The sequence below is a fragment of the Cytobacillus sp. FSL R7-0696 genome, from assembly GCF_038006865.1.
Lineage (GTDB): Bacteria > Bacillota > Bacilli > Bacillales > Cytobacillaceae > Cytobacillus > Cytobacillus kochii.
Window position 1 is genome coordinate 1 of sequence record NZ_JBBOWA010000001.1, and the last position, 22,543, is coordinate 22,543.

General features: G+C 36.2%; 26 protein-coding genes. 11 read left to right on the forward strand and 15 right to left on the reverse strand.

Annotation, left to right across the window (positions count from 1 at the left end):
* Positions 1-294 precede the first annotated feature (294 nt).
* The 4 genes from MKX29_RS00005 to MKX29_RS00020 all read left to right on the forward strand — a co-directional run bounded on the left by MKX29_RS00005 (position 295) and on the right by MKX29_RS00020 (position 2,939).
* A complete protein-coding gene (locus MKX29_RS00005) occupies positions 295-1,017 on the forward strand; it encodes an alpha/beta hydrolase (protein ID WP_224937771.1) in 723 nt (240 codons plus the stop codon).
* A gap of 142 nt (positions 1,018-1,159) precedes the next feature.
* Positions 1,160-1,669 (forward strand): YjcG family protein, encoded by a 510-nt coding sequence (locus MKX29_RS00010; RefSeq protein WP_095369768.1) that lies wholly within the window; start codon positions 1,160-1,162, stop codon positions 1,667-1,669.
* 8 nt (positions 1,670-1,677) lie between these two features.
* On the forward strand, positions 1,678-2,100 hold the full coding sequence (locus tag MKX29_RS00015) for a GNAT family N-acetyltransferase (RefSeq protein ID WP_341103146.1): 423 nt from the start codon (positions 1,678-1,680) through the stop codon (positions 2,098-2,100).
* A gap of 161 nt (positions 2,101-2,261) precedes the next feature.
* The gene (locus MKX29_RS00020; protein ID WP_281202647.1) at positions 2,262-2,939 is read left to right on the forward strand and encodes a DUF421 domain-containing protein; all 678 of its coding nucleotides are present in this window, start codon (positions 2,262-2,264) and stop codon (positions 2,937-2,939) included.
* 4 nt (positions 2,940-2,943) lie between these two features.
* Here the strand turns inward: MKX29_RS00020 and MKX29_RS00025 are convergent, their stop codons facing one another.
* Complete coding sequence (locus MKX29_RS00025; protein ID WP_281202646.1) at positions 2,944-3,186, reverse strand: hypothetical protein; 243 nt, start codon at positions 3,184-3,186, stop codon at positions 2,944-2,946.
* A 130-nt stretch (positions 3,187-3,316) separates the two neighbouring features.
* On the opposite strand from MKX29_RS00025, the gene MKX29_RS00030 reads away from it, so the two are divergent.
* Entirely contained in the window at positions 3,317-5,608 is a 2,292-nt protein-coding gene (locus MKX29_RS00030; protein ID WP_289433364.1) for an ATP-dependent helicase, read from the forward strand.
* A gap of 73 nt (positions 5,609-5,681) precedes the next feature.
* Here MKX29_RS00030 and MKX29_RS00035 read toward each other — a convergent pair whose 3' ends face one another.
* The 7 genes from MKX29_RS00035 to MKX29_RS00065 all read right to left on the reverse strand — a co-directional run bounded on the left by MKX29_RS00035 (position 5,682) and on the right by MKX29_RS00065 (position 9,340).
* Entirely contained in the window at positions 5,682-5,936 is a 255-nt protein-coding gene (locus tag MKX29_RS00035; protein WP_095369772.1) for a stage VI sporulation protein F, read from the reverse strand.
* A 136-nt stretch (positions 5,937-6,072) separates the two neighbouring features.
* Positions 6,073-6,228, reverse strand: a complete 156-nt coding sequence (locus MKX29_RS00040; protein WP_224937766.1) for a YjcZ family sporulation protein — start codon at positions 6,226-6,228, stop codon at positions 6,073-6,075.
* A gap of 102 nt (positions 6,229-6,330) precedes the next feature.
* Positions 6,331-6,687, reverse strand: coding sequence for a stage V sporulation protein AE (spoVAE, locus tag MKX29_RS00045; protein ID WP_095369774.1), 357 nt, complete (start codon positions 6,685-6,687; stop codon positions 6,331-6,333).
* 18 nt (positions 6,688-6,705) lie between these two features.
* Positions 6,706-7,716, reverse strand: coding sequence for a stage V sporulation protein AD (spoVAD, locus tag MKX29_RS00050; RefSeq protein WP_341103155.1), 1,011 nt, complete (start codon positions 7,714-7,716; stop codon positions 6,706-6,708).
* On the reverse strand, positions 7,716-8,189 hold the full coding sequence (spoVAC, locus tag MKX29_RS00055) for a stage V sporulation protein AC (RefSeq protein ID WP_191814953.1): 474 nt from the start codon (positions 8,187-8,189) through the stop codon (positions 7,716-7,718). Before spoVAC ends, spoVAD begins: the two co-directional genes overlap by 1 nt.
* A gap of 13 nt (positions 8,190-8,202) precedes the next feature.
* Positions 8,203-8,670, reverse strand: coding sequence for a YhcN/YlaJ family sporulation lipoprotein (locus MKX29_RS00060; protein ID WP_341103158.1), 468 nt, complete (start codon positions 8,668-8,670; stop codon positions 8,203-8,205).
* A 313-nt stretch (positions 8,671-8,983) separates the two neighbouring features.
* A complete protein-coding gene (locus MKX29_RS00065; RefSeq protein ID WP_289433359.1) occupies positions 8,984-9,340 on the reverse strand; it encodes a DUF1360 domain-containing protein in 357 nt (118 codons plus the stop codon).
* 132 nt (positions 9,341-9,472) lie between these two features.
* On the opposite strand from MKX29_RS00065, the gene MKX29_RS00070 reads away from it, so the two are divergent.
* Positions 9,473-10,009, forward strand: coding sequence for a CotY/CotZ family spore coat protein (locus MKX29_RS00070; RefSeq protein WP_289433358.1), 537 nt, complete (start codon positions 9,473-9,475; stop codon positions 10,007-10,009).
* 55 nt (positions 10,010-10,064) lie between these two features.
* On the opposite strand, the gene MKX29_RS00075 is transcribed toward MKX29_RS00070, so the two are convergent.
* The 3 genes from MKX29_RS00075 to MKX29_RS00085 all read right to left on the reverse strand — a co-directional run bounded on the left by MKX29_RS00075 (position 10,065) and on the right by MKX29_RS00085 (position 14,965).
* Complete coding sequence (locus MKX29_RS00075; protein ID WP_289433357.1) at positions 10,065-10,538, reverse strand: CotO family spore coat protein; 474 nt, start codon at positions 10,536-10,538, stop codon at positions 10,065-10,067.
* Positions 10,539-12,181: 1,643 nt separating this feature from the next.
* On the reverse strand, positions 12,182-12,955 hold the full coding sequence (gene fabI / locus MKX29_RS00080; RefSeq protein ID WP_224937760.1) for an enoyl-ACP reductase FabI: 774 nt from the start codon (positions 12,953-12,955) through the stop codon (positions 12,182-12,184).
* Positions 12,956-13,117: 162 nt separating this feature from the next.
* A complete protein-coding gene (locus MKX29_RS00085; protein WP_224937759.1) occupies positions 13,118-14,965 on the reverse strand; it encodes a monovalent cation:proton antiporter family protein in 1,848 nt (615 codons plus the stop codon).
* A 132-nt stretch (positions 14,966-15,097) separates the two neighbouring features.
* On the opposite strand from MKX29_RS00085, the gene prpE reads away from it, so the two are divergent.
* On the forward strand, positions 15,098-15,832 hold the full coding sequence (gene prpE, locus MKX29_RS00090) for a bis(5'-nucleosyl)-tetraphosphatase PrpE (protein WP_251161356.1): 735 nt from the start codon (positions 15,098-15,100) through the stop codon (positions 15,830-15,832).
* On the opposite strand, the gene MKX29_RS00095 is transcribed toward prpE, so the two are convergent.
* The 4 genes from MKX29_RS00095 to MKX29_RS00110 all read right to left on the reverse strand — a co-directional run bounded on the left by MKX29_RS00095 (position 15,829) and on the right by MKX29_RS00110 (position 19,056).
* Complete coding sequence (locus MKX29_RS00095) at positions 15,829-16,716, reverse strand: RluA family pseudouridine synthase (protein WP_341103176.1); 888 nt, start codon at positions 16,714-16,716, stop codon at positions 15,829-15,831. The two genes, prpE and MKX29_RS00095, sit on opposite strands and share 4 nt — an antisense overlap.
* 389 nt (positions 16,717-17,105) lie before the next feature.
* Positions 17,106-17,900, reverse strand: a complete 795-nt coding sequence (locus tag MKX29_RS00100; RefSeq protein ID WP_095369785.1) for an NAD kinase — start codon at positions 17,898-17,900, stop codon at positions 17,106-17,108.
* Positions 17,901-17,928: 28 nt separating this feature from the next.
* Complete coding sequence (locus MKX29_RS00105; protein WP_095369786.1) at positions 17,929-18,567, reverse strand: GTP pyrophosphokinase; 639 nt, start codon at positions 18,565-18,567, stop codon at positions 17,929-17,931.
* Positions 18,568-18,681: 114 nt separating this feature from the next.
* A complete protein-coding gene (locus MKX29_RS00110; protein ID WP_341103179.1) occupies positions 18,682-19,056 on the reverse strand; it encodes a UPF0738 family protein in 375 nt (124 codons plus the stop codon).
* 162 nt (positions 19,057-19,218) lie between these two features.
* On the opposite strand from MKX29_RS00110, the gene MKX29_RS00115 reads away from it, so the two are divergent.
* The 4 genes from MKX29_RS00115 (at position 19,219) to MKX29_RS00130 (ending at position 22,034) form a co-directional block, all read left to right on the forward strand.
* Positions 19,219-19,809: a CYTH domain-containing protein gene (locus MKX29_RS00115; protein WP_341103182.1), complete on the forward strand. Its 591-nt coding sequence runs from the start codon at positions 19,219-19,221 to the stop codon at positions 19,807-19,809.
* 24 nt (positions 19,810-19,833) lie between these two features.
* Entirely contained in the window at positions 19,834-20,481 is a 648-nt protein-coding gene (locus MKX29_RS00120) for a lytic transglycosylase domain-containing protein (RefSeq protein ID WP_281202636.1), read from the forward strand.
* A gap of 276 nt (positions 20,482-20,757) precedes the next feature.
* On the forward strand, positions 20,758-21,165 hold the full coding sequence (locus tag MKX29_RS00125; RefSeq protein WP_095369790.1) for a globin domain-containing protein: 408 nt from the start codon (positions 20,758-20,760) through the stop codon (positions 21,163-21,165).
* Positions 21,162-22,034 carry a ClpXP adapter SpxH family protein gene (locus MKX29_RS00130; protein ID WP_289433351.1) on the forward strand — a complete coding sequence of 291 codons (873 nt, stop codon included), beginning with the start codon at positions 21,162-21,164 and terminating at the stop codon, positions 22,032-22,034. The genes MKX29_RS00125 and MKX29_RS00130 overlap by 4 nt, the downstream gene beginning before the upstream one ends.
* Positions 22,035-22,543 lie beyond the last annotated feature (509 nt).

Here is a 22,543-nt window from a genome sequence, read left to right on the forward strand (position 1 = left end):
GTAGCGCTCTCCCAGCTGAGCTACGGAATCGTTTATGTATATATTTAAGACATTTATAAATATACTATTTACGCGTATTTCTGTCAATGATTTCACTGGTATTTACTCAATTTCATGAAGTTTTATAATTATAGAGCTCTTTACATATAATAGAAGTGGAAAATAAACTTACATACTTAATTGAGTGAATCTTTCTTCATTAAGGAAATGAAGACTTACTATATGAAGTTTCATACACTGTGTGATAATATAACCCCATATAGGATTATTATTTTAACAAAGGAGTTCTACTTTATGAATACAGCAAAAGGGACAATCACGGACTTTACTTTTAAAAGTGAGGTACTAGGGGAAGATTTAGAAATACTTGTATACTTACCGGGCAATTATTCACCGCTATATAAATATAATATTTTAATTGCTCAAGATGGCAAAGACTATTTTCAATTAGGGCGAATCGGCAGAACAGCGGATGAGTTGCTTGATGCAAAAGAAATGGAAAATACAATTATCATTGGTATTCCTTATAAAAATGTACAAGACCGCCGTCGTAAATATCATCCAGATGGTGAACAAAATGCTGCTTATATCAGATTCTTGGCTCATGAGCTTGTACCTTACCTTGACGAAAAATATCCAACGTACCAAATGGGAATGGGACGAGCATTGATCGGCGATTCTTTAGGAGCGACTGTATCTCTTTTAACTGCTCTACAATACCCTAATACTTTTGGGACAGTCATTTTACAATCGCCATTAGCGAATGAAAAAGTAATGGAAGAAGTCAAATCCTTTAAAGATACGCATCTGTTAAATATATATCATGTCATTGGTACGGGAGAGACAACAGTCAAAACAACTGACGGTAAAGAACAGGATTTCCTTACACCTAATCGTGAACTTTCACAATTAATAAAGGATAAAGGCTTTCCTTATTTTTATGATGAATTTGATGGCGATCATACATGGACATATTGGCAACCAGATTTAAAACGTGCTCTAAAGCAAATGCTTTAATGAAACAGCAGTTTGGCTTCTTCTTAGTCAAACTGTCTTTTTCTTCTAATTCCATTCGTTAGTATATGATGATTTTTGAAAATTTGTTATAATAGTAAAATAAGACAAGTTCTTTAAAATATTTTATTTTGGAGGTAGAACTATGAAATATGGAATCGTTATTTTTCCGTCAAAAAAAATTCAAGACTTGGCAAACTCTTATCGGAAAAGATATGACCCTCACTACGCATTGATTCCTCCACATGTAACATTAAAATCATTTGAAGCTACAGAAGAAGAAGTAAAACAAACAACTGATGCTTTGAATGCAATTGCAAAAGTTCAACAACCTTTTCACATGAACGTTAAAAAGGTGAGTTCATTTCAACCTGTTAATAACGTTATTTACTTAAAGATTAACCCAACAGATGAACTCGAACGACTACATGAAAAAATCAATGAGCAAACAGTTGGAGAAAAATCAGAATATGCTTTTGTCCCTCATATTACAATTGGACAAAAACTTTCCGATGATGAACATTCTGATGTTTATGGTTCATTGAAAATGCTTGATGTAGAGCACGAAGAAACGGTTGATCGATTCCACTTATTATATCAATTAGAAAACGGATCTTGGAGTGTACATGAAACATTCCGCCTCGGAAAGGGTTAATGAACAACATGAACGTTAAAATAGTAGAAAACGAGCAAGAGCTGCAAGAAGCTTATCAAGTAAGAAAAGAAGTATTTGTAGACGAACAAAATGTTCCATTAGAAGAAGAAATCGATCAATTTGAAGACGAAGCTACACACTTTGTCCTTTATAAAGCTGATGAACCTAGTGGTGCTGGGCGTTTTAGAATTGTAGATGGCTATGGGAAAGTAGAACGCATTTGTGTAAAAGAAAATGCAAGAAAAACAGGAGCCGGCAAAGAAATAATGCATGCCATTGAATCTTTTGCTAAAGAAAAAGGTGTACCGGCTTTAAAACTTCACGCACAAACACATGCGATTCCCTTTTATGAACGAATTGGGTACGAAGTCATCTCTGAAGAATTCCTTGATGCAGGAATACCCCACCGAACAATGAAGAAACAAATTTAAATGCAAAAAAAGAGGTGCATTCCGCATCTCTTTTTTTGTCTCCATTAACAAAGTAAAAGCTAAAATTTAATAAAAATCCGATCGTCGTTTTAATCATAAAAAATGGGGAAGAGCACACAATAACAAGGTCACAGTAAATTTGTTTAAGAGGTGTGTTTCCCATGCATGAATATATACATATAACTTTCGTTCTCTTTGTTGGATTTATTGCCCTTTTCATCATGACCAAGATTCTTGGAAAGTCGCAAATATCCCAAATCACTCCTTTTGACTTTATTTCTGCCATCGTTTTAGGAGAACTAGTAGGAAATGCACTTTATGATGAGAATACAGGGATAAGTCAAATGCTCTTCTCTGTTCTTCTTTGGACCATTTTGATTCTTACTACAGAAAAAATCACACAGAAATTCAGAAGAACAAGAAAATTATTAGAAGGCGGCCCTTCCATTGTGATTCGTAAAGGAAAAATTGAATATGGGCAATTGAAAAAGAATCATTTGGACCTCAACCAGCTGCAAGAATTACTGAGGGCAAAAGATATATTCTCTTTAAGACAATGCGAATATGCCTTCTTAGAGACAAATGGTACGATTACCGCCTTGAAAAAGCCTGAATATACAACGCCAACGATTGAGGACTTGCAATTAAAGTATCCGAAGATTAAGGTGCCAATTAATATCATTTTAGATGGTGAGATTGTTCATGAAAACCTAAACATTCTCGGTTGGGATGTCAAATTTCTAGATGAAAAATTAAAAAAGAAAGGGTATACGAATGTGAAGGAAATTCTATATGCTGACTGGGAAAAAGAAGACGGGTTACATATTCAAACCTACTGAATTATTATGCGTAATAATCAATGTATTTGCCTTTTATTCCTTGTTTACCATTTGTTTCTCTATCTTTCATAGAAGAGGATAAATGGTTTTTTCTATTGTCCTTATATAAATAATTGGTTTCTGTTTGTCCAAGGGACGGATCCACCCTTTCAATATTTCTATAAGTCATTGAGCGATTTCGATTCATAAACATTCGCTCCACATATTGCTGGTATGCCGTTTGAACGGTTGAGATTGGATAAATCATTACACTGCCCCCTTTCCATTACTACTAACCCTTTTCAATTACTAACAAACATATTTATTCTTTTTTAGCGCTAAAATCTTTGTTATGATTAATTTTATGCAGTAAATTTTTTAAGTTATGAGGCTAAATGATGAAAAGTGCACGATTAATGCAAGAACGAATTCAATTACATACACTGAAACGATCAGACTATCCATTTATACATGAAGAAGGAAAACGCGGGAACCTTTATTGTACCCATTGTGGTGAAAACGTTTTATTTTATTTAGGTATTCAGGATGAACCAAAATTTTATCATAGCAATGAAAAAGAGTGCGAATATGTAGACGAAGTCATTCCGAAAGCAACAGAAAAAACGAAAGAAAAAGAAGTCAATGGCTTTCGTTTACCTCAAGGTCGATCAATTCTCGAAGAAGTGGAAAAGCCTTTTAAAACCCCTGTACGTATTGAAAACATTCCACCATTTGCAGAAAATACAGTTTTACAAGCTAGTCCTACTGAGGGGTATCTTCGTTCACTTGAAGAGCACGGTATTTCTTTTGATCATGATCAGAAAAGAGCTGTTACGTATTGTCATGGTCCGTTACTTGTTCTCGCAGGAGCGGGAAGTGGAAAAACACGCGTATTAACAGGGAAAACGGCTTATTTATTCCATGAATATCAAGTTGATCCCCGTTCTGTTCTACTCGTTACATTTACAGCTAAGGCAGCTAACGAAATGAAACAACGGATAAAAACCTATCCATACGTTACAGCAAAGCATATTAATCAAATGGTTTGCGGAACTTTCCATAGCATTTTCTATCGTATTCTTTCTTTTCATGATCATAATAATCAAAAATGGGACCACCGTTACCTTTTAAAGAACTGGCAGAAGGAACAAATGATCAAACAATCAGCAAGGGCTCTACATATTGATGAAAAGGATTTCCCTTTTGATATGGCCTTACAGTTAATTAGCTTTTGGAAAAACTCGTTGCAATCCCCTACTGATGTAAGGGCGACTGATTCATGGGAGGAAAAGGTACAACAAATGTATCAAGCCTATGAAGAAGAGAAACAGCGATTGAATACTTTTGATTTTGATGATATGCTCAGTAGCTGTTATGAGCTATTTAAAAAAAATCCGCAAATCTTAGCACAGTATCAAAAACGATTTAAATATATCTTAATTGATGAATTCCAAGATGTAAATAAAGTTCAATTTGAATTACTTAGAATGTTAGTACCTGAAAGTGAGCATATTTGTGCAGTAGGTGATGATGATCAATCTATATATGCTTTTAGAGGTAGTGATCCATCTTATTTAACCGAGTTTGAACAGATGTTTGATGACAGTTTTCAAATTACATTACAACAAAATTATCGCTCTAGTCACGAAATCACTGCATTTGCAAGTCAAGTTATCAAAAAAAACAAAAGAAGAAAAGCAAAAAACATGGTCGCACAATTTAAAAACGAGGCATACCCTACACTCTTCTACCCTTACGATGAAGAAGAAGAAGCCTTAATGATTTTGACAGATATTCAAGAGAGAATAAGACAAGGGCACCAACCTAATGATTTTGCTATCCTTTATCGAACCCATTCAACAAGTCGTGCACTATTTGAACGATTTACCAGGTCTAATATTCCATTTAAGATAGAGCAAGATGCCGAATCATTTTATGATCGCTTTATTATCCGGACACTGCTTAGTTTTTTAAGACTTGCGATTAATGAGGAAGATGCTCAGGCTCTTAAGGATATCTTACCGGCTCTTTTTTTAACACAATCACATTTGCAAGATATGAAAGCGAATAGTATCTTACATGATTGCAGCTTACTTGAATGTTTATCTATGGTACAGAGCAAATATGCGTTTCAACAAAGCAAAGCAAAGAAAACGGTAACTACGATTAAAGCAATTAAACAACTATCACCTTTATTAGCACTTGAAAAAATCGAAAAAGAGCTACAAATACAAGATTTTATTAAGAAGCGTGGTAATGAAGGGAACAAAATGGATAAAGGTTCAGAGGATTTAAAAGAACTAAAATTAATTGCTAAAAAGTTTACTACATTACTTGAGTTTATTGAGTATGCGGATCATATGCGTGCAAAAATCAAAGAAATGAAGCAAATAAGTAAAACGATTGAGAACGCTGTAACCTTTAGTACTATTCATAAAGCCAAAGGGTTAGAGTATCCCTTTGTCTATATCCTAAGTGTAGTCGATGGCAGCCTTCCCCACGATTATGCCCTTGAAGAATATCGCACAGGAACAGAGCAGAGTTTAGAAGAAGAACGAAGACTATTATATGTAGCAATGACTAGAGCCAAGGAACAGTTACATTTATCACTTTTGCAACATAGAAAAGGAAAAAAAGCCTATCCATCACGCTTTCTTCCCCATATCAAAAATACAATATATAGTAAATAAAAAACAAACCTGCGTGTGTATCAACTCACGCAGGCTATCAATCGTTCGATAAAAAATTCTTGTTAGACTCTCATTATTTTTTATTAATCATTTTGTTTATTGTATTAAAGTCTAAAGACTTACCTTCTTTTACAATAGAATCGACAATTTTGTCTTCCATTTCTTGAGATACTGGTTTGTTGGCGATTTGCGACACTCTGCGAATGACGCCACGAACCGTGTCTTCATCTTTAAAATTCGCATTTTGTAACGAGCCCGCTAATTCAAATACATCCTTCATATTCACGCCTGTTTTTTTCTCGATATTCTTAAAAAAATGATTATCCATCCGCTACCTCACGCTCCTTCTTGAACTCCATTTATCTTATGTCGCCCAATTAAAAACGTGATAAAAATATCTTTCAGAGAGTTTATAAAAAAGAAGAGATGCTATTATTACGCATCTCCCCAAGAATATAAGACAATTAGCAGAAACTAGCACCGACAATGACTAATAAAATGAAGAGGACAACGATTAAAACGAAAGTACCTCCAGCATAGCCGCCACCGCCACCGCCGTAACCGTAGCCGCCGCCATAACCGCCACAACCACAATTGCCGCCATAGCCTCCAAAGCCCATATAGATCACCTCACTAATGTATTTGTCCTTATACATTATGTATGGTTAGGTGAGAATGTTTGGGCATGTACCCGCTTGGCCCTTAATTCATTGAAATCAGGCTTATCCTTTTGGTTTGAAAATAAGGGCGCCAATAAAAGCAAACAAGATAGCGGATGAAATACCTGAGCTCGTAACTTCAAACATCCCTGTTAGAACGCCAATTAATCCATGTTGCTCTGCTTCTTGTAAAGCTCCGTGCACAAGTGAGTTACCGAAACTCGTTATGGGTACAGATGCACCAGCACCAGCAAAATCCAATAATGGCTCGTAAAGTCCTACCCCATCCAATATCGCTCCTAACACGACAAGCGCACTTAAAGTATGACCTGGTGTCAGTTTAAATACATCAAAACAAATTTGGCCAATCACACAAAATAAGCCTCCAACAACAAAAGCCCAAAAAAACATTGGCAGCATATATTTATCCTCCTAACTTTATGGCATTTCAATCGCCACTGCATGTGCAATACATGGAATTGATTCATTTTGTTGTACTGTAAGTGGCGATAATAAGGCTCCTGTAGCGACCATTAAAATCTTTTTTAGCTCTCCTCTTTTCATTCTATTTAAGAGGTGACCATATAAAACGGATGCAGAACAACCTGCACCGCTTCCGCCTGATTGCACGGGCTGATCTTCTTTATAAATGAGTATGCCACAATCTTGGAACTGTTCATCTGGAATAATAAGCCCCTTATTCTTTAATAATTCCAATGCAGTTACACGACCAATTTTTCCTAAATCACCAGTAACAATTAAGTCATAATAAGAGGGTTCTATTTGCATGTCTTGAAAATGACTATAAATGGTATCTGCTGCTGCAGGAGCCATTGCCCCACCCATATTAAATGGATCAGTCACCCCCATGTCAACAACCTTCCCGATTGTTGCAGCTGTCGTAACCGGATCATTTCCTCCGTTATTTTGAACGAGAAGTGCTGCACCAGCACCTGTTACTGTCCATTGAGCAGTTGGTGGCTTTTGCCCTCCATACTCTGTAGGGTAGCGAAATTGCTTTTCAACAGCAGCATTATGACTCGCTGCTCCTGTTATAACTGCATTTGCTCCACCATAATTAATCATAAATGAACCAAGCGCTAATCCCTCCATTGATGTGGAACATGCACCAAACAAACCGAAGTAAGGTATTTCCAATGATCTTGCGCTGAGACTAGTCGGGGTGATCTGATTAATTAAGTCACCACCTAGAAAGAATTGCACATCTTTTTTTTCCATTTCTGCTTTTCTTAATGCCGTTCGACTAGCACCTTCCATTAGCACACGATGTGCTTTTTCATATGAATCTTCTCCCATCCATAAATCTTCATGGAGAAGATCAAAGTCATCAGCTAAGTTACCATTTGCCTCAAACGGCCCTCCAGTCACACCGGTAGCAATAATAGCTGGGCGTTGACTAAAAACCCATGATTGCTTCCCCTTTAGCATTAAATTACCCCCATATAAATTAGAATAGTCTTGATTAACGCAACCACAAAAGCTGAGAATACTCCAAACAGGAGAACCGAACCTGCAAGTTTAAACATATTTGATCCGACACCAAGGACAAACCCTTCTGTCCGATGTTCAATTGCTGCTGAAATAACCGCATTTCCAAAACCGGTTACTGGCACAGCACTACCTGCTCCTGCGAATTGACCAAGTCTGTCATAAACACCAAATCCAGTTAAAAGCATCGCAATAAATATCATAGTAGCTACAGTAGGATTACTTGCTGTTTGCTCTGTGAAATTAAAGAAATAGATATAAAAATATGAAATCGCTTGTCCTACTAAGCAGAATAATCCTCCAACCCAAAATGCCCGAAGACAATTTTTCAAAACTGGTCGCTTCGTTTCATATTTTTTTTCTAATTGATCATATTGCTCTTGGTCAGGCGTTTTTTTTGGTTTAGCACACATCCTACTCACCTTCCTATGTTAATTCTTTTTTCAACTTAACTATTTTCTCAAACTTTTTTTCGGCTTTTTTTGCACTAAAATTGGGATTCTTCATTTGTTCATGTAATTCGACCACTTCAAGAAAAATCTTAAAATCACTTGAAACAATAAATTTAACATCAGGGTATTTGTCTTCTAGTTTTCCTTTAACATCTTTCTCAATTTTTTTCATGTGAAATCTTTGTAAATGTCTTACTTTGTAAGCAACTAAAACGGTATCATCATTTTTTACAATTGCTGCATCATATAATTCTTTCTGTTTTTCGATATCTTTTTCTATACTTTGCAGCATATCTTCATCGGTTGACCGTGATTCACTATGTATCAATGACGGAGTAGGGTTTGTTGCTTTAACAAGTGATAACGGTGCTTCATTAGAATCATGTTTACTACATCCAGCAATTAAAAATAAACTTATAAGTAGTAGCAAGTATTTTGGCATTCTTGTCCCTTCCTTACCTTTATCATTATTTTTTTATTTTCTCTAAAAGTTAATTTCTTATCCAAAAAAAACAAAAGACGAACCTTTTATTAATGGCTCGTCTTTTTATATTAATTGCTTTTCTTCTTTTTCTTGCCACAACCACAACCGGAGGATTTTTTACTTCCTCCTGATTCCGCAATTCTCTTTTTAAAAGCTTCTTTATTTGTATATATTTTTTTGTTCACCTTCAAATGCCCTCCTTCATCAATATGCCTTTTACCTTTAACATATTCAAGTGAGGGAGAGCTCGTATAATCCAATAGCCCAATTTTTATTGAATAATCATTTTTTGAATGATCCCTTCAATAATTGCCGCCAATGCGCTTATTGACAAAATCACCACTAACAACACACCTATTGTAGGGAAATATGCATACATTAAATATATAATCATCGCACTCCATATCCCAGTGCACCAATAACAACTAAGAAGCTTACCAAAAAAACCAGCTATTCCTTTATTTTTTGGAATGATATATGTCTCTATTTTCCCATGTTCATCCTCTTCATCAACTTCTAGCATAAATGGTCTTCTTATAAATTCAGTGATTTGATCATAAACAATTAGTCTTGTTAGACGGAAAGAAGCAAAAGAGAGTAAAAGAAATTCAAAAAAGGTAAGATCCATTCCTATCTCCACTCTTCCTTAAAAAAATATGCCTATTTTTTTAAAAAATAAGGCGTTTGTCCGTAACCCATAGCCTGTTTCATCAATATGTTATTAATGTAGATCAAAGAATGAAATAAGGAGGAAAAGAATATGGGTTGTAACAAAAAGGATAATAAATACGGCAGCTGTGTAGCTGAAGTCGTACGTGCGATAAGAGATATCCAAGATCAAATTCGTGAAGATGAAGATTGTAATTGTGGCTCTAATTGTTTTTTAGAACCAATCGGTGCGATCTCTCCAAAGAGAGGTAAAAAGAAGAGAGTGAGACGCCCTAACACGCGCGTATTTACGTTAAGCACAGCTGATGGTTCACCATTCCACGCATTTTTAACAAATGTTGATGATTGCTCTTGTACGTCAATTTTCTTTAGAGTAGAAGAGATATTCGATAATTCATGTGCGACGCTAAGAGTTTTAGAACCAGTTACTGAAACAAGTCCTGGTTGCTATGAAACAGCTGACATTACAGAAGGTTGCTGCATTGATTTATCTAAAATTTGTAAAGTAGATGGTTTCCGTTCTAGTGAAAACTGTATCTCTGTAGATTTGGATTGCTTCTGTGCAGTTCAATGTATTGAAGATATTTATTTACCAGTAGACAATTGTGTTGAATATTTCGAAGACTAATTGTATATAAGCCAGTCGTTTACTCGACTGGCTTTTTATATACAGCACAGTATACTCACCTAAAACCGACCATTTTTATCGATTTTATACTATGAATATGAATGGTTTGCATACTGCCACTTAATGTTTTAATCATTAACTCATTGCCTTGTTTTAACTCAATAAATCCCCTAATATGCTTATCATCACTTATAAATAAGCAAGGTACAGGAGGTAATTGCTTAGGGAAATGAAGGAGATAATCAATCCTTTCCTGTACATTCATATCCTTAAAACTTTTCACACGTTTAAAGCCTTGCTCACTTTCTGACTGACTTTCCTCGTATTCCTCTAAAACTTGCTGTACATCTTCTTCTTTTTTTTCCACCTCACCTTGTTCATCTATTGTAGAATTTGTGATAACCTCTTTTTCTTCTTCCTCAACTTCATTTTTACTGGAATAAGTTGACTGCATTGATGTCGAAGGAGAAGGAAGATTAGATTGTTGTACATATAATAAAGGCTTCTTTTTTTTATTTTGTGTATCCATGTCTTTCACCTGTCCCTCTTCAATAAATTCGAAGCTCCAACATATTATATGTGAAATAAAAATGGGCGTTCATTTTAACTAACTGAAAGGAAAGAATTCGCCAGAAGACACGAAATGCTTTAATTTAGATTCCTACTACACTAAATTTATATTCATATCCCTGATTGTCTTATTTCTACTTATTTGTAAAGATTCTTTATCGATCAAAAAAAATAATGAAAAAAAATCTTATGGAAAAGTAATCAAATATCAGTACATGTTACTACGGTTTAAGGTTTCCAAAAGATCAGTAGAAAATGGTGAAGAAGTGTGTCATAAGTTAGATTAAGAATAATAGAAATAAGAAACTAAGCGTGAAGCCTTTCATAATGTAAATGGCTAAATGAGAGCTGAGTTTTGTACGGCACTCAAATGCAAAATCTCACTTGAGTGCCTCGCTGATGAGATTTGCACGGCTCTCAAATGTGAAACCTCACACGAGTGCCCCGCTAATGGGATTTGCACGGCTCTCAAATACGAAACCTCACACGAGTGCCTCGCTAATGGGATTTGCACGGCTCTCAAATACGAAACCTCACACGAGTGCCCCGCTATTGGGATTTGCACAGCTTTCAAATACGGCACCTCACACGAGTGCCTCGCTAATGGGATTTGCACGGCTCTCAAATACGAAACCTCACACGAGTGCCTCGCTAATGGGATTTGCACAGCTCTCAAATACGACACCTCACACGAGTGCCTCGCTAATGGGATTTGCATGGCTTTCAAATGCAAAACCTCACACGAGTGCCTCGCTAATGGGATTTGCACAGCTCTCTAATGCGAAATCTCACTTGAGTGCCCCGCTATTGGGATTTGCACAGCTCTCAAATACGACACCTCACACGAGTGTCCCGCTATTGGGATTTGCACGGCTCTCAAAGACGACACCTCACACGAGTGCCCCGCTATTGGGATTTGCACGGCTCTCAAATACGACACCTCACACGAGTGCCTCGCTAATGGGATTTGCACAGCTCTCAAATGCGAAATCTCACATGAGAGCACCGCTAATGGGATTTGCACGGCTCTCAAATGCGAAACCTCACTTGAGTGCCTCGCTAATGGGATTTGCACGGCTCTCAAATGCGAAACCTCACACGAGTGCCCCGCTAATGAGATTTGCACGGCTCTCAAATACGACACCTCACACGAGTGCCCCGCTATTGGGATTTGCACGGCTCTCAAATACGACACCTCACACGAGTGCCTCGCTAATGGGATTTGCACAGCTCTCAAGTGCGAAATCTCACTTGAGTGCCTCGCTAATAGGATTTGCACAGCTCTCTAATGCGAAATCTCACATGAGAGCACCGCAAATAGGATTGGCATGTCACTGAAATACAAAATCAAAGAAGTAAGCCGAGCTAAGAGCGTTTGCAAAATATGTGCAAACCGAAGATATACACACATTACCATGATTCTTTTTATGTATATTATTAGCTTGACATTTCTCGTCTCGTTTCCAATCCAACACACCGTGCTATGAAAATAGAAAATGCGCACACAACTTGTCTTATAGTTAACGAGTTGTGTGCGCATGAAATAAATTGTCCAATTTTTAAATGAATGCTAGCCATTCATTTATTAACAATAGTACTAAATTAGCGAATGTGATAACCAGAATCAACGTGAATATTTTCTCCAGTGATACCTCTTGACATGTCGCTAAACAAGAACACAGCTGTATCTCCTACTTCCTCAGGCGTTGTTGTTCGTTGTAATGGCGCATTCTCTTCGATTTCTTTTAAGATGGAATTGAATTCTCCAATACCTTTTGCTGACAAAGTTCGAATAGGACCAGCAGAGATAGAATTTACGCGAATATTCTCTTTTCCTAAATCAACTGCTAAATATTTAACACTTGCATCAAGTGAAGCTTTTGCTACACCCATTACATTATAGTTTTTAATTGCTCTTTCACCACCAAGGTAAGTCATGGTAACAATGCTACCGCCTTCAGCCATTAATGGTCTTGCTGCTTTAGCAACAGCTGTTAAAGAATACGAACTAATATTATGCGCTAACAAGAAGCCATCCCTAGATGTATTCATATACTCTCCTTGAAGCTCTTCTTTATTGGCAAATGCGATACAGTGTGCAATCCCATTAATTTCTCCAACTGCCTCTTTCATTTGTCTAAAACAATTCTCTACATCTTCATCATTCGTCACATCACAAGGTAATACAAGTGAGTTCTCCGCACCATCAAGGGTACTTACTAAATCTCGGACACTTTTCTCTAATCTTTCACCAGCATATGTAAAAATGAGGTTTGCACCTGCTGTATGTAGTGACCTTGCTATTCCCCAGGCAATACTACGTTTATTCGCTACGCCCATCACAACGTAAGTTTTCCCTTTTAATGAGATCGTCATATCATAATCCCCCTATAATCTATACAAGTTATTAGTACCTAGTACTAATATTACATGAAAAACATTCAACTTTCAATAGGAATGTGATGCGTGAGGTTATATAAAAAAATACGAATAGACTCTGTCATAGAATCTATTCGTACCTCGAAATAACTAACCCTTTTAGTGAAGCTCTAATTCCCACTTCAATTCTTCCACATATTCCCGAGAACCGGTGACGATTAAGCGATCGTTTAATAAAAGCTCTGTATCACCATGGGGTATAATGGTTTCTTGCCCCCTTAAGATACGAACAAATATAACATCACCGGCAAATGGAAATCGTCTAATTGTCATCCCATCAAATTTAGAATTTCGTAATTTGACGTCATATAAGGTCGTTTCTTGATTTTCAAATATTTCCACAACACTCGGAGAAGCGATCAACGCTCGTAATAAAGTTTTCGTTGACAACATACTTGAAAATGATTCAATACCAGCAGCTAGTGCCTTTTCCTCAAGAATGGGGTTTTCTAATCGACAAATGACACGATCAATTCCTGATTCATTCAGTGCTTCTGCCAGTTCAAGATTAATATCCTCATCTCCAGTGGTAATCACAACAACATCAGCTTGCAAAATTTCTGTTTCTTTTATTGCTTCCATTGAAAAAGCAGGAAGTTCATTCAACTCGAAGGCTGGTGTAATAAATGGTTCCTCTTTTTGCTGAACTGTATGATAAACACTTGTTTCGTACATATCTGAAGCTAATTCATTTGATAACGGCATTGTAATCTGGTTCGCACCAATGAAGGAAACTTTAATCTTCTTCTCTTTGACCGTTTCTTTTGGAAATAATTTCTTAAAGACAATAGGTGTAAATATGCTACTGATAACAGCTACCAATATTAGCATCCCCCCCATTTCTTCAGAGATCATACCCATTCTTTGACCAATGGTCGCAGCTGCAATGACTAATGAAAGCGTCGAAGTTAAAATAAATCCTGACGCGACAACAGTTTTCATATCATACCATTTCTTCATATAAAAAACCGGGATTAATTTAGATATGAGCAATGCCAATAATAATAATGGGATAAACACTAATAACATTGGCTCAGCGAAAAGTGACCAAATATCTAAATCAACACCTACCATTACAAAGAAAATGGGTATTAAAAAGCCGTATCCAAACGAATCTAATTTATGAACAAGTTCTTGGTTTGGTGCCAATAATGAGACAAGTACACCGGCTAAAAATGCTCCTAAGATATTCTCTGCTCCAACAGATTCTGAAACAGCTACTAAGAAAATAATGAGTGCAAAAACAGCCCTCGTGCCAATTTGTATTGTTCCAGTTGATAGCGACTGTATGAAGTTATTATTTTTATATCTTCTTCCTACAAAGTATAAGATCACGCCAACGACAAATAGTAGTAATAATAACCATGTATTCCCTTCTCCGCCATCATTTACTGAAACAAATACGGCAAGTAGAATCATCGTTGCTAAATCGGCAATGACCGCTACAAGCAAGATGATTTGCCCGATATTAGTATTCATGATGTTCCCTTCTTTTAAGGTAGGAACAACAACGCCAAGTGAGATTGTTGATATAATTAATGTCATTAGAAACACATTATCGATAAAGCCTACTAAAACAAATACATATGATAAAACTAATGACACGATAAAAATACCGGCGAAAATGATGCTCGCAGTGAGAAATGCATTTGGTTCAGGTTTGCCATTTTCCAATCGGTGCTTTTTCTTTTTCGATGAAAATGCGGAAAAATCTATCTCAAGCCCACTTAGAAACATTAAGAAGATAAATCCTAATGTCGATAAAGTTTCAAGCCACATATCCTCTTGTACTATATTAAATCCACTTTTCCCAATAATTAATCCTGCTAGTATTTCTGCTACTACAACTGGGATAAAGTTGATTTTTAGACGATGTAGTATAATCGGTACTAAGAAAGCGATCACGATAACAATCACAAGTGAGGCGACTGAATTTCCATGTTCCATTCTATCACTCCTTTTTAATAAAATTAGTCGAAATAAAATCTAAACATATGAAAAATAAAAATGCAAACGATAAGAATTGTATAACTTTCATATCTAAACGATTCAAACTACCTTAAAAGTGAGGGACTGTAAATGAAACTAGATATTATTGGGGATATTCATGGTTGTTATAAAGAATTTAAGGATCTCACCGTTCAGCTAGGCTATGACTGGCATTCAGGCATTCCTTTAAGACACGATAGGCAGCTCGCATTTATCGGTGATTTAACTGATCGTGGTCCACAATCATTAAAAGTCATTCAAACCGTATACCAATTAATAAAAAAAAATCGAGCCTATTATGTTCCTGGCAATCACTGCAATAAATTATACCGCTATGCACTGGGGAATCCTGTAAAGACTACTCACGGCTTAGAAACGACAGTAGAGGAATTACAAAGCTTAAATAAACAAGAAAGAAAAGATATACTTCGTAAGTTTATCGAGTTATACGAACAATCTCCTCTTTATTATTTACTAGACGAAGGCAGACTATTATTAGTACATGCAGGAATGAAGGAAGAGTGGATTGGTAAAAAAGATAAAAAAGTAAAAACATTTGCTCTTTATGGTGATATTACAGGAGAGAAACATCCAGATGGGTCTCCTATTAGAAGAGATTGGGCACAAAATTATGCTGGACAAACATTAATTGTTTACGGCCATACACCTGTGAGAGAAGTGCGTAAAATCAATCAAACATATAATATTGATACTGGCGCCGTTTTTGGCAATAAATTAACTGCTCTTAAGTACCCTGAATTACAGACTGTATCTGTTTCCTCTTCCCTTCCCTTCCAGGAGGGTAAATTTGCTCGCTTTGATTAACTTAATAATGCTTGCATATCTTCTGGATAAGGAATGGAAAAGGTCAGGATTTCCTTCGAAATAGGATGAGTAAAAGATAGGGAAAAACAATGCAAGGCTTGACGTCGCAACCATTTAGTCGAACCGCCATATAAATTATCTCCTATTAAAGGGAAACCAATATGAGAAAGATGCACTCGTATTTGATGGGTTCTGCCCGTTTTTAAAGACAATTCTAATTCAGTGAATTGTCTTTCTTTTTGCTGAGATAGTTGTTTAAAGTAAGTCGCTGCATGTTTGCCATTTGGGCTAACCATTCTTTCGATAATGCTATCAGGTTTTCTGCCAATTGGCTCCTCAATCCACCCATCCTTTGTTGCCATTAACCCACAAACAAAAGCTTTATATTTCCTTTGAACACCATTATTTTGCTGCTGACGACTTAAAAGATGGTGAACATGTCGATGCTTGGCAATTAACACTAAACCTGACGTCTCTCTGTCTAGTCTTGTAACAATATGAATAGTGGACTCTATTCCTTGCTTGTCATAATAACCTAATAAAGCATTCGCTAAACTTCCCTCTGGATGTTCTCGCGATGGAATGGTGCTCATACCTGCTTGCTTCACAACGATTAATACTGCATCGTCTTCGTAAAGAATGGAGAGCGGAATATCTTCAGGCTGCAAACCTTGACTTCTTTTCTCAAGTGGAAAGCCAACCTCTAATACATCGCCGTTATTAAGCATATACCGCACATTTTGTTCTACTCCATTCACTTTTATAAAACCTCCAGCAAACTTTATATCTGTTAAAGCGGTTTTAGAAATATATTGCTGTGATAGGAATGATTTAATATTAACTGGTGTATCAAGTGAATCAATTTGCCATTGTAAAGTAAACATTCTTTTATCTCCTTATAAACGAAGTAAATGCAAACAAAGACAGTTCTTTAAAAAGCATTGGGATACGAGTGAAATGAAGCTTATTTTTCCAGCCTACCTTAGAAAAATTGCTGTGGACAGCAGATCAAAGCGTCTACATCATGCTCCTTTAGAAAATATCAGAGTTAAGTGTGCAAACAATATGAATGATATTGCCATTATCTTTAGTCAAAAGCTTGGATGCTTGGTAATAGTAACTTTTTTTATTTTTGCTTATGGATACCTGGACTTATATATTTTTGCATTTACAGGAAAGAAAAATCCGAACATATTCAAACCCTTTGACAGAATTAGAATAAATTGTTCGGATTTCCATTCAACTAGCATCCATTTTACCCAAAGTCACGCAGTTAATCAGCAACAAATGAATCATGTACTCTTTTCCAAAATGGAAATGGTCTGAATCTAGCAAAGCGAATTTTTTCATCGGCTACACGGTATTGAATTGATTTTACATCTTTATGCAAAAGTGATAAATGATCGATTGTAATCTTAAAATCCGGTTCATTCACAGGTTTTAAAAGGCAAGCATGGTGTGCTGGTAAAACTAAAGGTGAACCGACTGTTCTAAACACTTTATTATTAATCGATGCCATTTCAGCTAATTGAATAGCGGGCAATGACGGATGTAATATCGCACCACCTAATGCCTTATTATAAGCCGTACTCCCTGAAGGCGTGGATAAACATAAACCGTCTCCTCTAAATCTTTCAAAATGCTGACCTCGAATCTCTACATCCATCACAAATGTACCATTCACAGCTTTAACTGTAGACTCGTTCAAAGCCAAATACCTTGTTTCTTTGCCACCATTCAAATAGCGGACAATGACTTCAAGAAGAGGGTATTCAACCACTTGGAAGGGAGTTTTTGCTATTGCGATTACAAGCTTTTCAATTTCATCAGGTACCCAATCAGCATAAAATCCTAAGTGCCCCGTATGAACACCAACGAATGCTGTTTTATCAAGGCGGCTGCTATATCTGTGAAATGCGTACAACAAAGTTCCATCGCCACCAACAGAAATGACTATATCTGGTTGTTCTTCATCATATACAAGATCAAAATCAAGTAAGTACGATCTCATCTTATGCATCAATGTATTCGATTTCGTATCACCTTTAGACGTAATCGCAAATCTCATTGTTTAGTAGCTCCTCTTATTTTTCATTCTATGACTTATTCTTTTGCTGCTTTTCTTTATTTTGTGAAAAAAATGCTTGTGCATCTTGAATTTCTCCTCGAATCGATGACATTTCTTCATCCAATCTAAAGGCTGCTTCAGCTGCTCTTTGTAATCTCATTTGAATATCAGATGGAAATTGGCCTTTATACTTATAATTTAATGAATGCTCAACCGTGGCCCAAAAATTCATCGCTAACGTTCTAATTTGAATTTCCGCTAATATCTTTTTCTCCCCATGGATAGTTTGTACAGGGTAAGCAATAACTACATGATAAGAGCGGTACCCACTTGCTTTTTCATGAGAAATATAATCTCTTTCTTCCACCACTTCAAAATCATTTCTCATACGTAACAATTCTACTACCTTCATGATATCATCAACAAATTGACACATCATTCTCATACCTGCTATGTCTTGCATTTCTACATCCAACCTGTTAAGTGGAATTCCTTTTTGGTTGGCTTTATCTAATATACTAGCTATAGGTTTTACTCTGCCGGTCACAAATTCTATAGGAGAGTGCTCTGGAACGAAATCAAACTGACTTCTCATCCCTTTTAGTTTCACTTTTAACTCTTCTACAGCTTGTTTATATGGCCCTAAAAATTGATCCCAATGCTTCATACATGCACCACCCTTATGTAAGTTCATTTCTCTAACTTGATTTAGTTAGAAATTTTTGCAATAAAGCGACGAAAGAAACTTAGGTACATGATTTACTCTTCATTAGTAGAGAAGTTATTCAAACATAGCCTCGACTTTCTCAACCATTTCATCTCCATAATTACTGTTACCCCGTATATTTTCAATAAGATATTGTAATTCCTCTTGAAATAAAGGTAATTTAAGCTTTTCTTTTCCATCATGCAAATACACTTCACCATTAAAAACCAATGCTTGCTTTAATTGTTGCCATAATGATTCATGTAACATGATATATGTATAATCATCATTTTTTTCTGTTATGTATATAAATGATAAATGGTCGGAATCTACTAGCATCTGTTCTCTTGGCTCGAATTCATTCACAGATAAAGTGGAGTCAATTTCTAATAATAATTCCTTTCCTTCATCATTCCATAACGCACTTTGTACTTCTACTTTTTTATTCATTTCATCTACCTCCAAACTCTTACATTTTACCATAGAAGGGGAAAAAATCTCAAAGAACATTGCAGATTATGAGATACAGCGCCATAATAATGATAAGTATTAAGAAATCAAGTATCTCTTATTTGATTATACATGTAGTCGAGAGAATAGGAAGGATTAATCATGTCACAAAATATAGAAATTGAATTTAAAAATATGCTTACAGAACTGGAATTTGTTCAATTAAAAAAGCAGCTTCATATAGAAGACAAAGATTTCTTCACTCAAATCAATTATTATTTTGATACGCCAACTTTCTTTTTAAAAAACGAAGGGTGTGCGCTTCGAATTAGAGAAAAATATAATCAATTCGAACTTACATTAAAGCAGCCTCACCCTGATGGCTTATTAGAAACAAACCATGATCTTCAACCGGAAGAAGCAAGGCATATCATCAAACAAGGGTACATCAATAAGCAATATTTAGCTTCACTTAAAAGTGACCTCCATTTCCCTGAGGAGACGTTTAAATTATTTGGTTCTTTATTAACAAGCCGTGCAGAAAAAAATAATGAGGACGGTTTAATCGTCCTAGATTATAGTGAATATTTAAATAAGGTGGACTATGAATTAGAATATGAGGTTTCGAATAGGGAAAATGGCTTAAATTCCTTTAAAAAACTATTAAAAGAGATGAATATACCGATAAGAAAAACAGAGAACAAAGTGAAAAGATTATTTCGGGAAGTTCAGAAAAGAAGAATAGATGATTAACAAGGACATATGAGGAGAGTCATAATGAATATTGATCAGCTTAAACTATTAATGCAAATGCAAAGCATACAAACCTTTCTTCCAAATACAACGCAAAACAGCAATACAACTGATTTTTCACAATTATTATCAAATTCAATTACAGCAAGAATGAATGATTCTTCTGCTGATTTCTCACAGGAAATAGGAGCAGTTCAAACGATAGCCGAAACAATGCTCACCTCTTCTCCTGTTTCTCTTCCTCCTGTACAGCTTACGAAGTTTAAAGGAGAGAATAGTGATCAATCAATTCAAGATATCATTCATCAAGCTGCATCCGCCTATAACGTACCAACTGAATTAATTACTGCTGTTATTCAACAAGAGTCCAACTTTAATCCGAATGCAGTTAGTTCAGCAGGTGCAGGTGGTTTGATGCAATTAATGCCCGAAACAGCTAAGTGGCTTGGTGTGAATGATAGATTTGATGCCACCCAAAATGTTATGGCAGGAACAAAATATTTAAGACAAATGCTTGATCGTTATGGGAATAATACCGAGCTTGCTTTAGCAGCATATAATGCTGGTCCTGGTAATGTTGATAAGTATAATGGCATTCCACCCTTTAAAGAAACACAAAACTATGTTCAAAAGGTGACAGAGAATTTACTAAACCAAAAACAATTTGTCTAAGTATCGTAGTGACTTCATTTTTGAGTCACTACTTTTTTGTTTTAGAAATCCAACCTCGAGAATCATCCTCCGTACTTGTTTTCCAAGAGATCTGCCCCATATAATAGAACTGAAAATACCTGCATACTTAATATTAATTCGTGGCACAAAGCTATTTGTTTGAGATATAGCCGTTACATTGATAAAATAATATCAAAACATGAAGGAATTATGTCTAGCTGATGAAATAATCATCGCTTTTATTAACATACTTTTGTTTAAAGGGGTTCTATCACAATGGTCGAGAATATCAATACTCCGTTCGACGCGTTAGGTGAGGAAAAACTTCACCTACTTGTTGAAGCATTTTATAAACGGGTTGGACAACATCCTGAGCTCGTCCCAATCTTTCCTGACGATCTAACTGAAACAATTAGAAAACAAAAGCAGTTTCTGACACAATTTTTAGGCGGCCCGCCATTATATACCTCAGAACACGGTCACCCGATGCTGAGAGCACGGCACCTACCTTTTGCCATCACAATGACACGTGCGAAGGCATGGCTCTCTTGTATGGAGGATGCAATGAATGAAGTCGAATTGGATACACGCTTGAAAGAAGGATTTCTCGAGAGACTGACTCTCACAGCACAACATATGGTAAATACACCTGAAAAAGATGAATTAGAGGGTGATGACAAATGAATCATGAAGAATTTGAAAGTAAATCTGTCTCACCACATTGTCATGGTAGTGAAAATAAGCCGTTAGAAATCTATATGTTTATTGATCCGCTATGCCCAGAATGTTGGAGTTTAGAGCCGATAATTAAAAAACTGTCTGTAGAATATGGTCGGTATTTTTCTCTCAAGCATGTAATAAGTGGGAAGCTCACTGCTTTAAATAGAGGCAAAAGACAAAACTACGACCAATTAGTTGAACAATGGGAGAAAACCGCTAGTCGATCAGGGATGTCATGTGACGGCTCTGTTTGGTACGAAAATCCGGTATTATCCCCTCAGTTAGCCTCCATTGCCATTAAGGCAGCCGAACTACAGGGCAGAAAAGCCGGCATTCGTTTTTTGAGAAAACTTCAAGAGAAGTTGTTTCTCGAAAAGAAAAACGTATCAGACTTTGATGTATTAAAAGAATGCGCCAGCCAAATTGGCTTAGACGTAGTTGAATTTGTAACCGATATACATTCGGAAAGTGCTGCAAAAGCATTTCAATGTGATGTAAAGATTACAGCTGAGATGGATGTAGAAGAAATTCCAACGATGGTGTTCTTCAATGAAAACATTGAAGATGAAGGCATAAAAGTTACAGGGCAGTACAGCTTTGATGTGTATGAGCAAATACTAAAGGAAATGGTTCCATATAGACTCGAACCTTCTCCATTACCTGACATAGAGCTGTTTATTAAACATTATAAACTTGTCGCAACTTCAGAAATAGCAGTCGTCTATAATATGACGGAGCAAGAAGTAAATAAAGAAATGAAAAAACTTCAACTGAAGCAAGTGGTTGAGCAAGTACCCGCAAAGCACGGATCTTTTTGGAAATCACTAGACTGATGATACTTATCATCAGTCTTTTTTATGCCGTGGTTAAAGGGCGGACTAAAAGGAAAAACCTCACCATTACAGTATGAAGCGTCTCCCCTATTCATGCTCACACTCCCTGTCAATCGCCTAACACGACAAAATTAGTTCTCTCTTCTATTGTTCACACCAATTGCTTTTCTTGTAGTGCAACGAAACTTCTATCTAATGCTTACTTAGTCAAAATGGCTTGTAAAATCCAATCAAGTGGGAATCAGTTTATGGACAGTGTGTCAGTTATTTTTATTAAAAACATAAATCAATCAACCTTCAATCCACATAGTAAAAAACCCTACACTCTCTCATGAGGCGTAGGGTTTTTCATGTAAATATATTTAACAAAGGGGATGGGAGAAATTTTTCACGATCAAACAAAGGGGTAAATTGTTTGTTTGTGATTAACTTCACAATACAAATATACCATGGCTTTTTTAAGCTCGCAATAGTTTGTGTACCATTTCACATTATTGTCAAATTCTCTA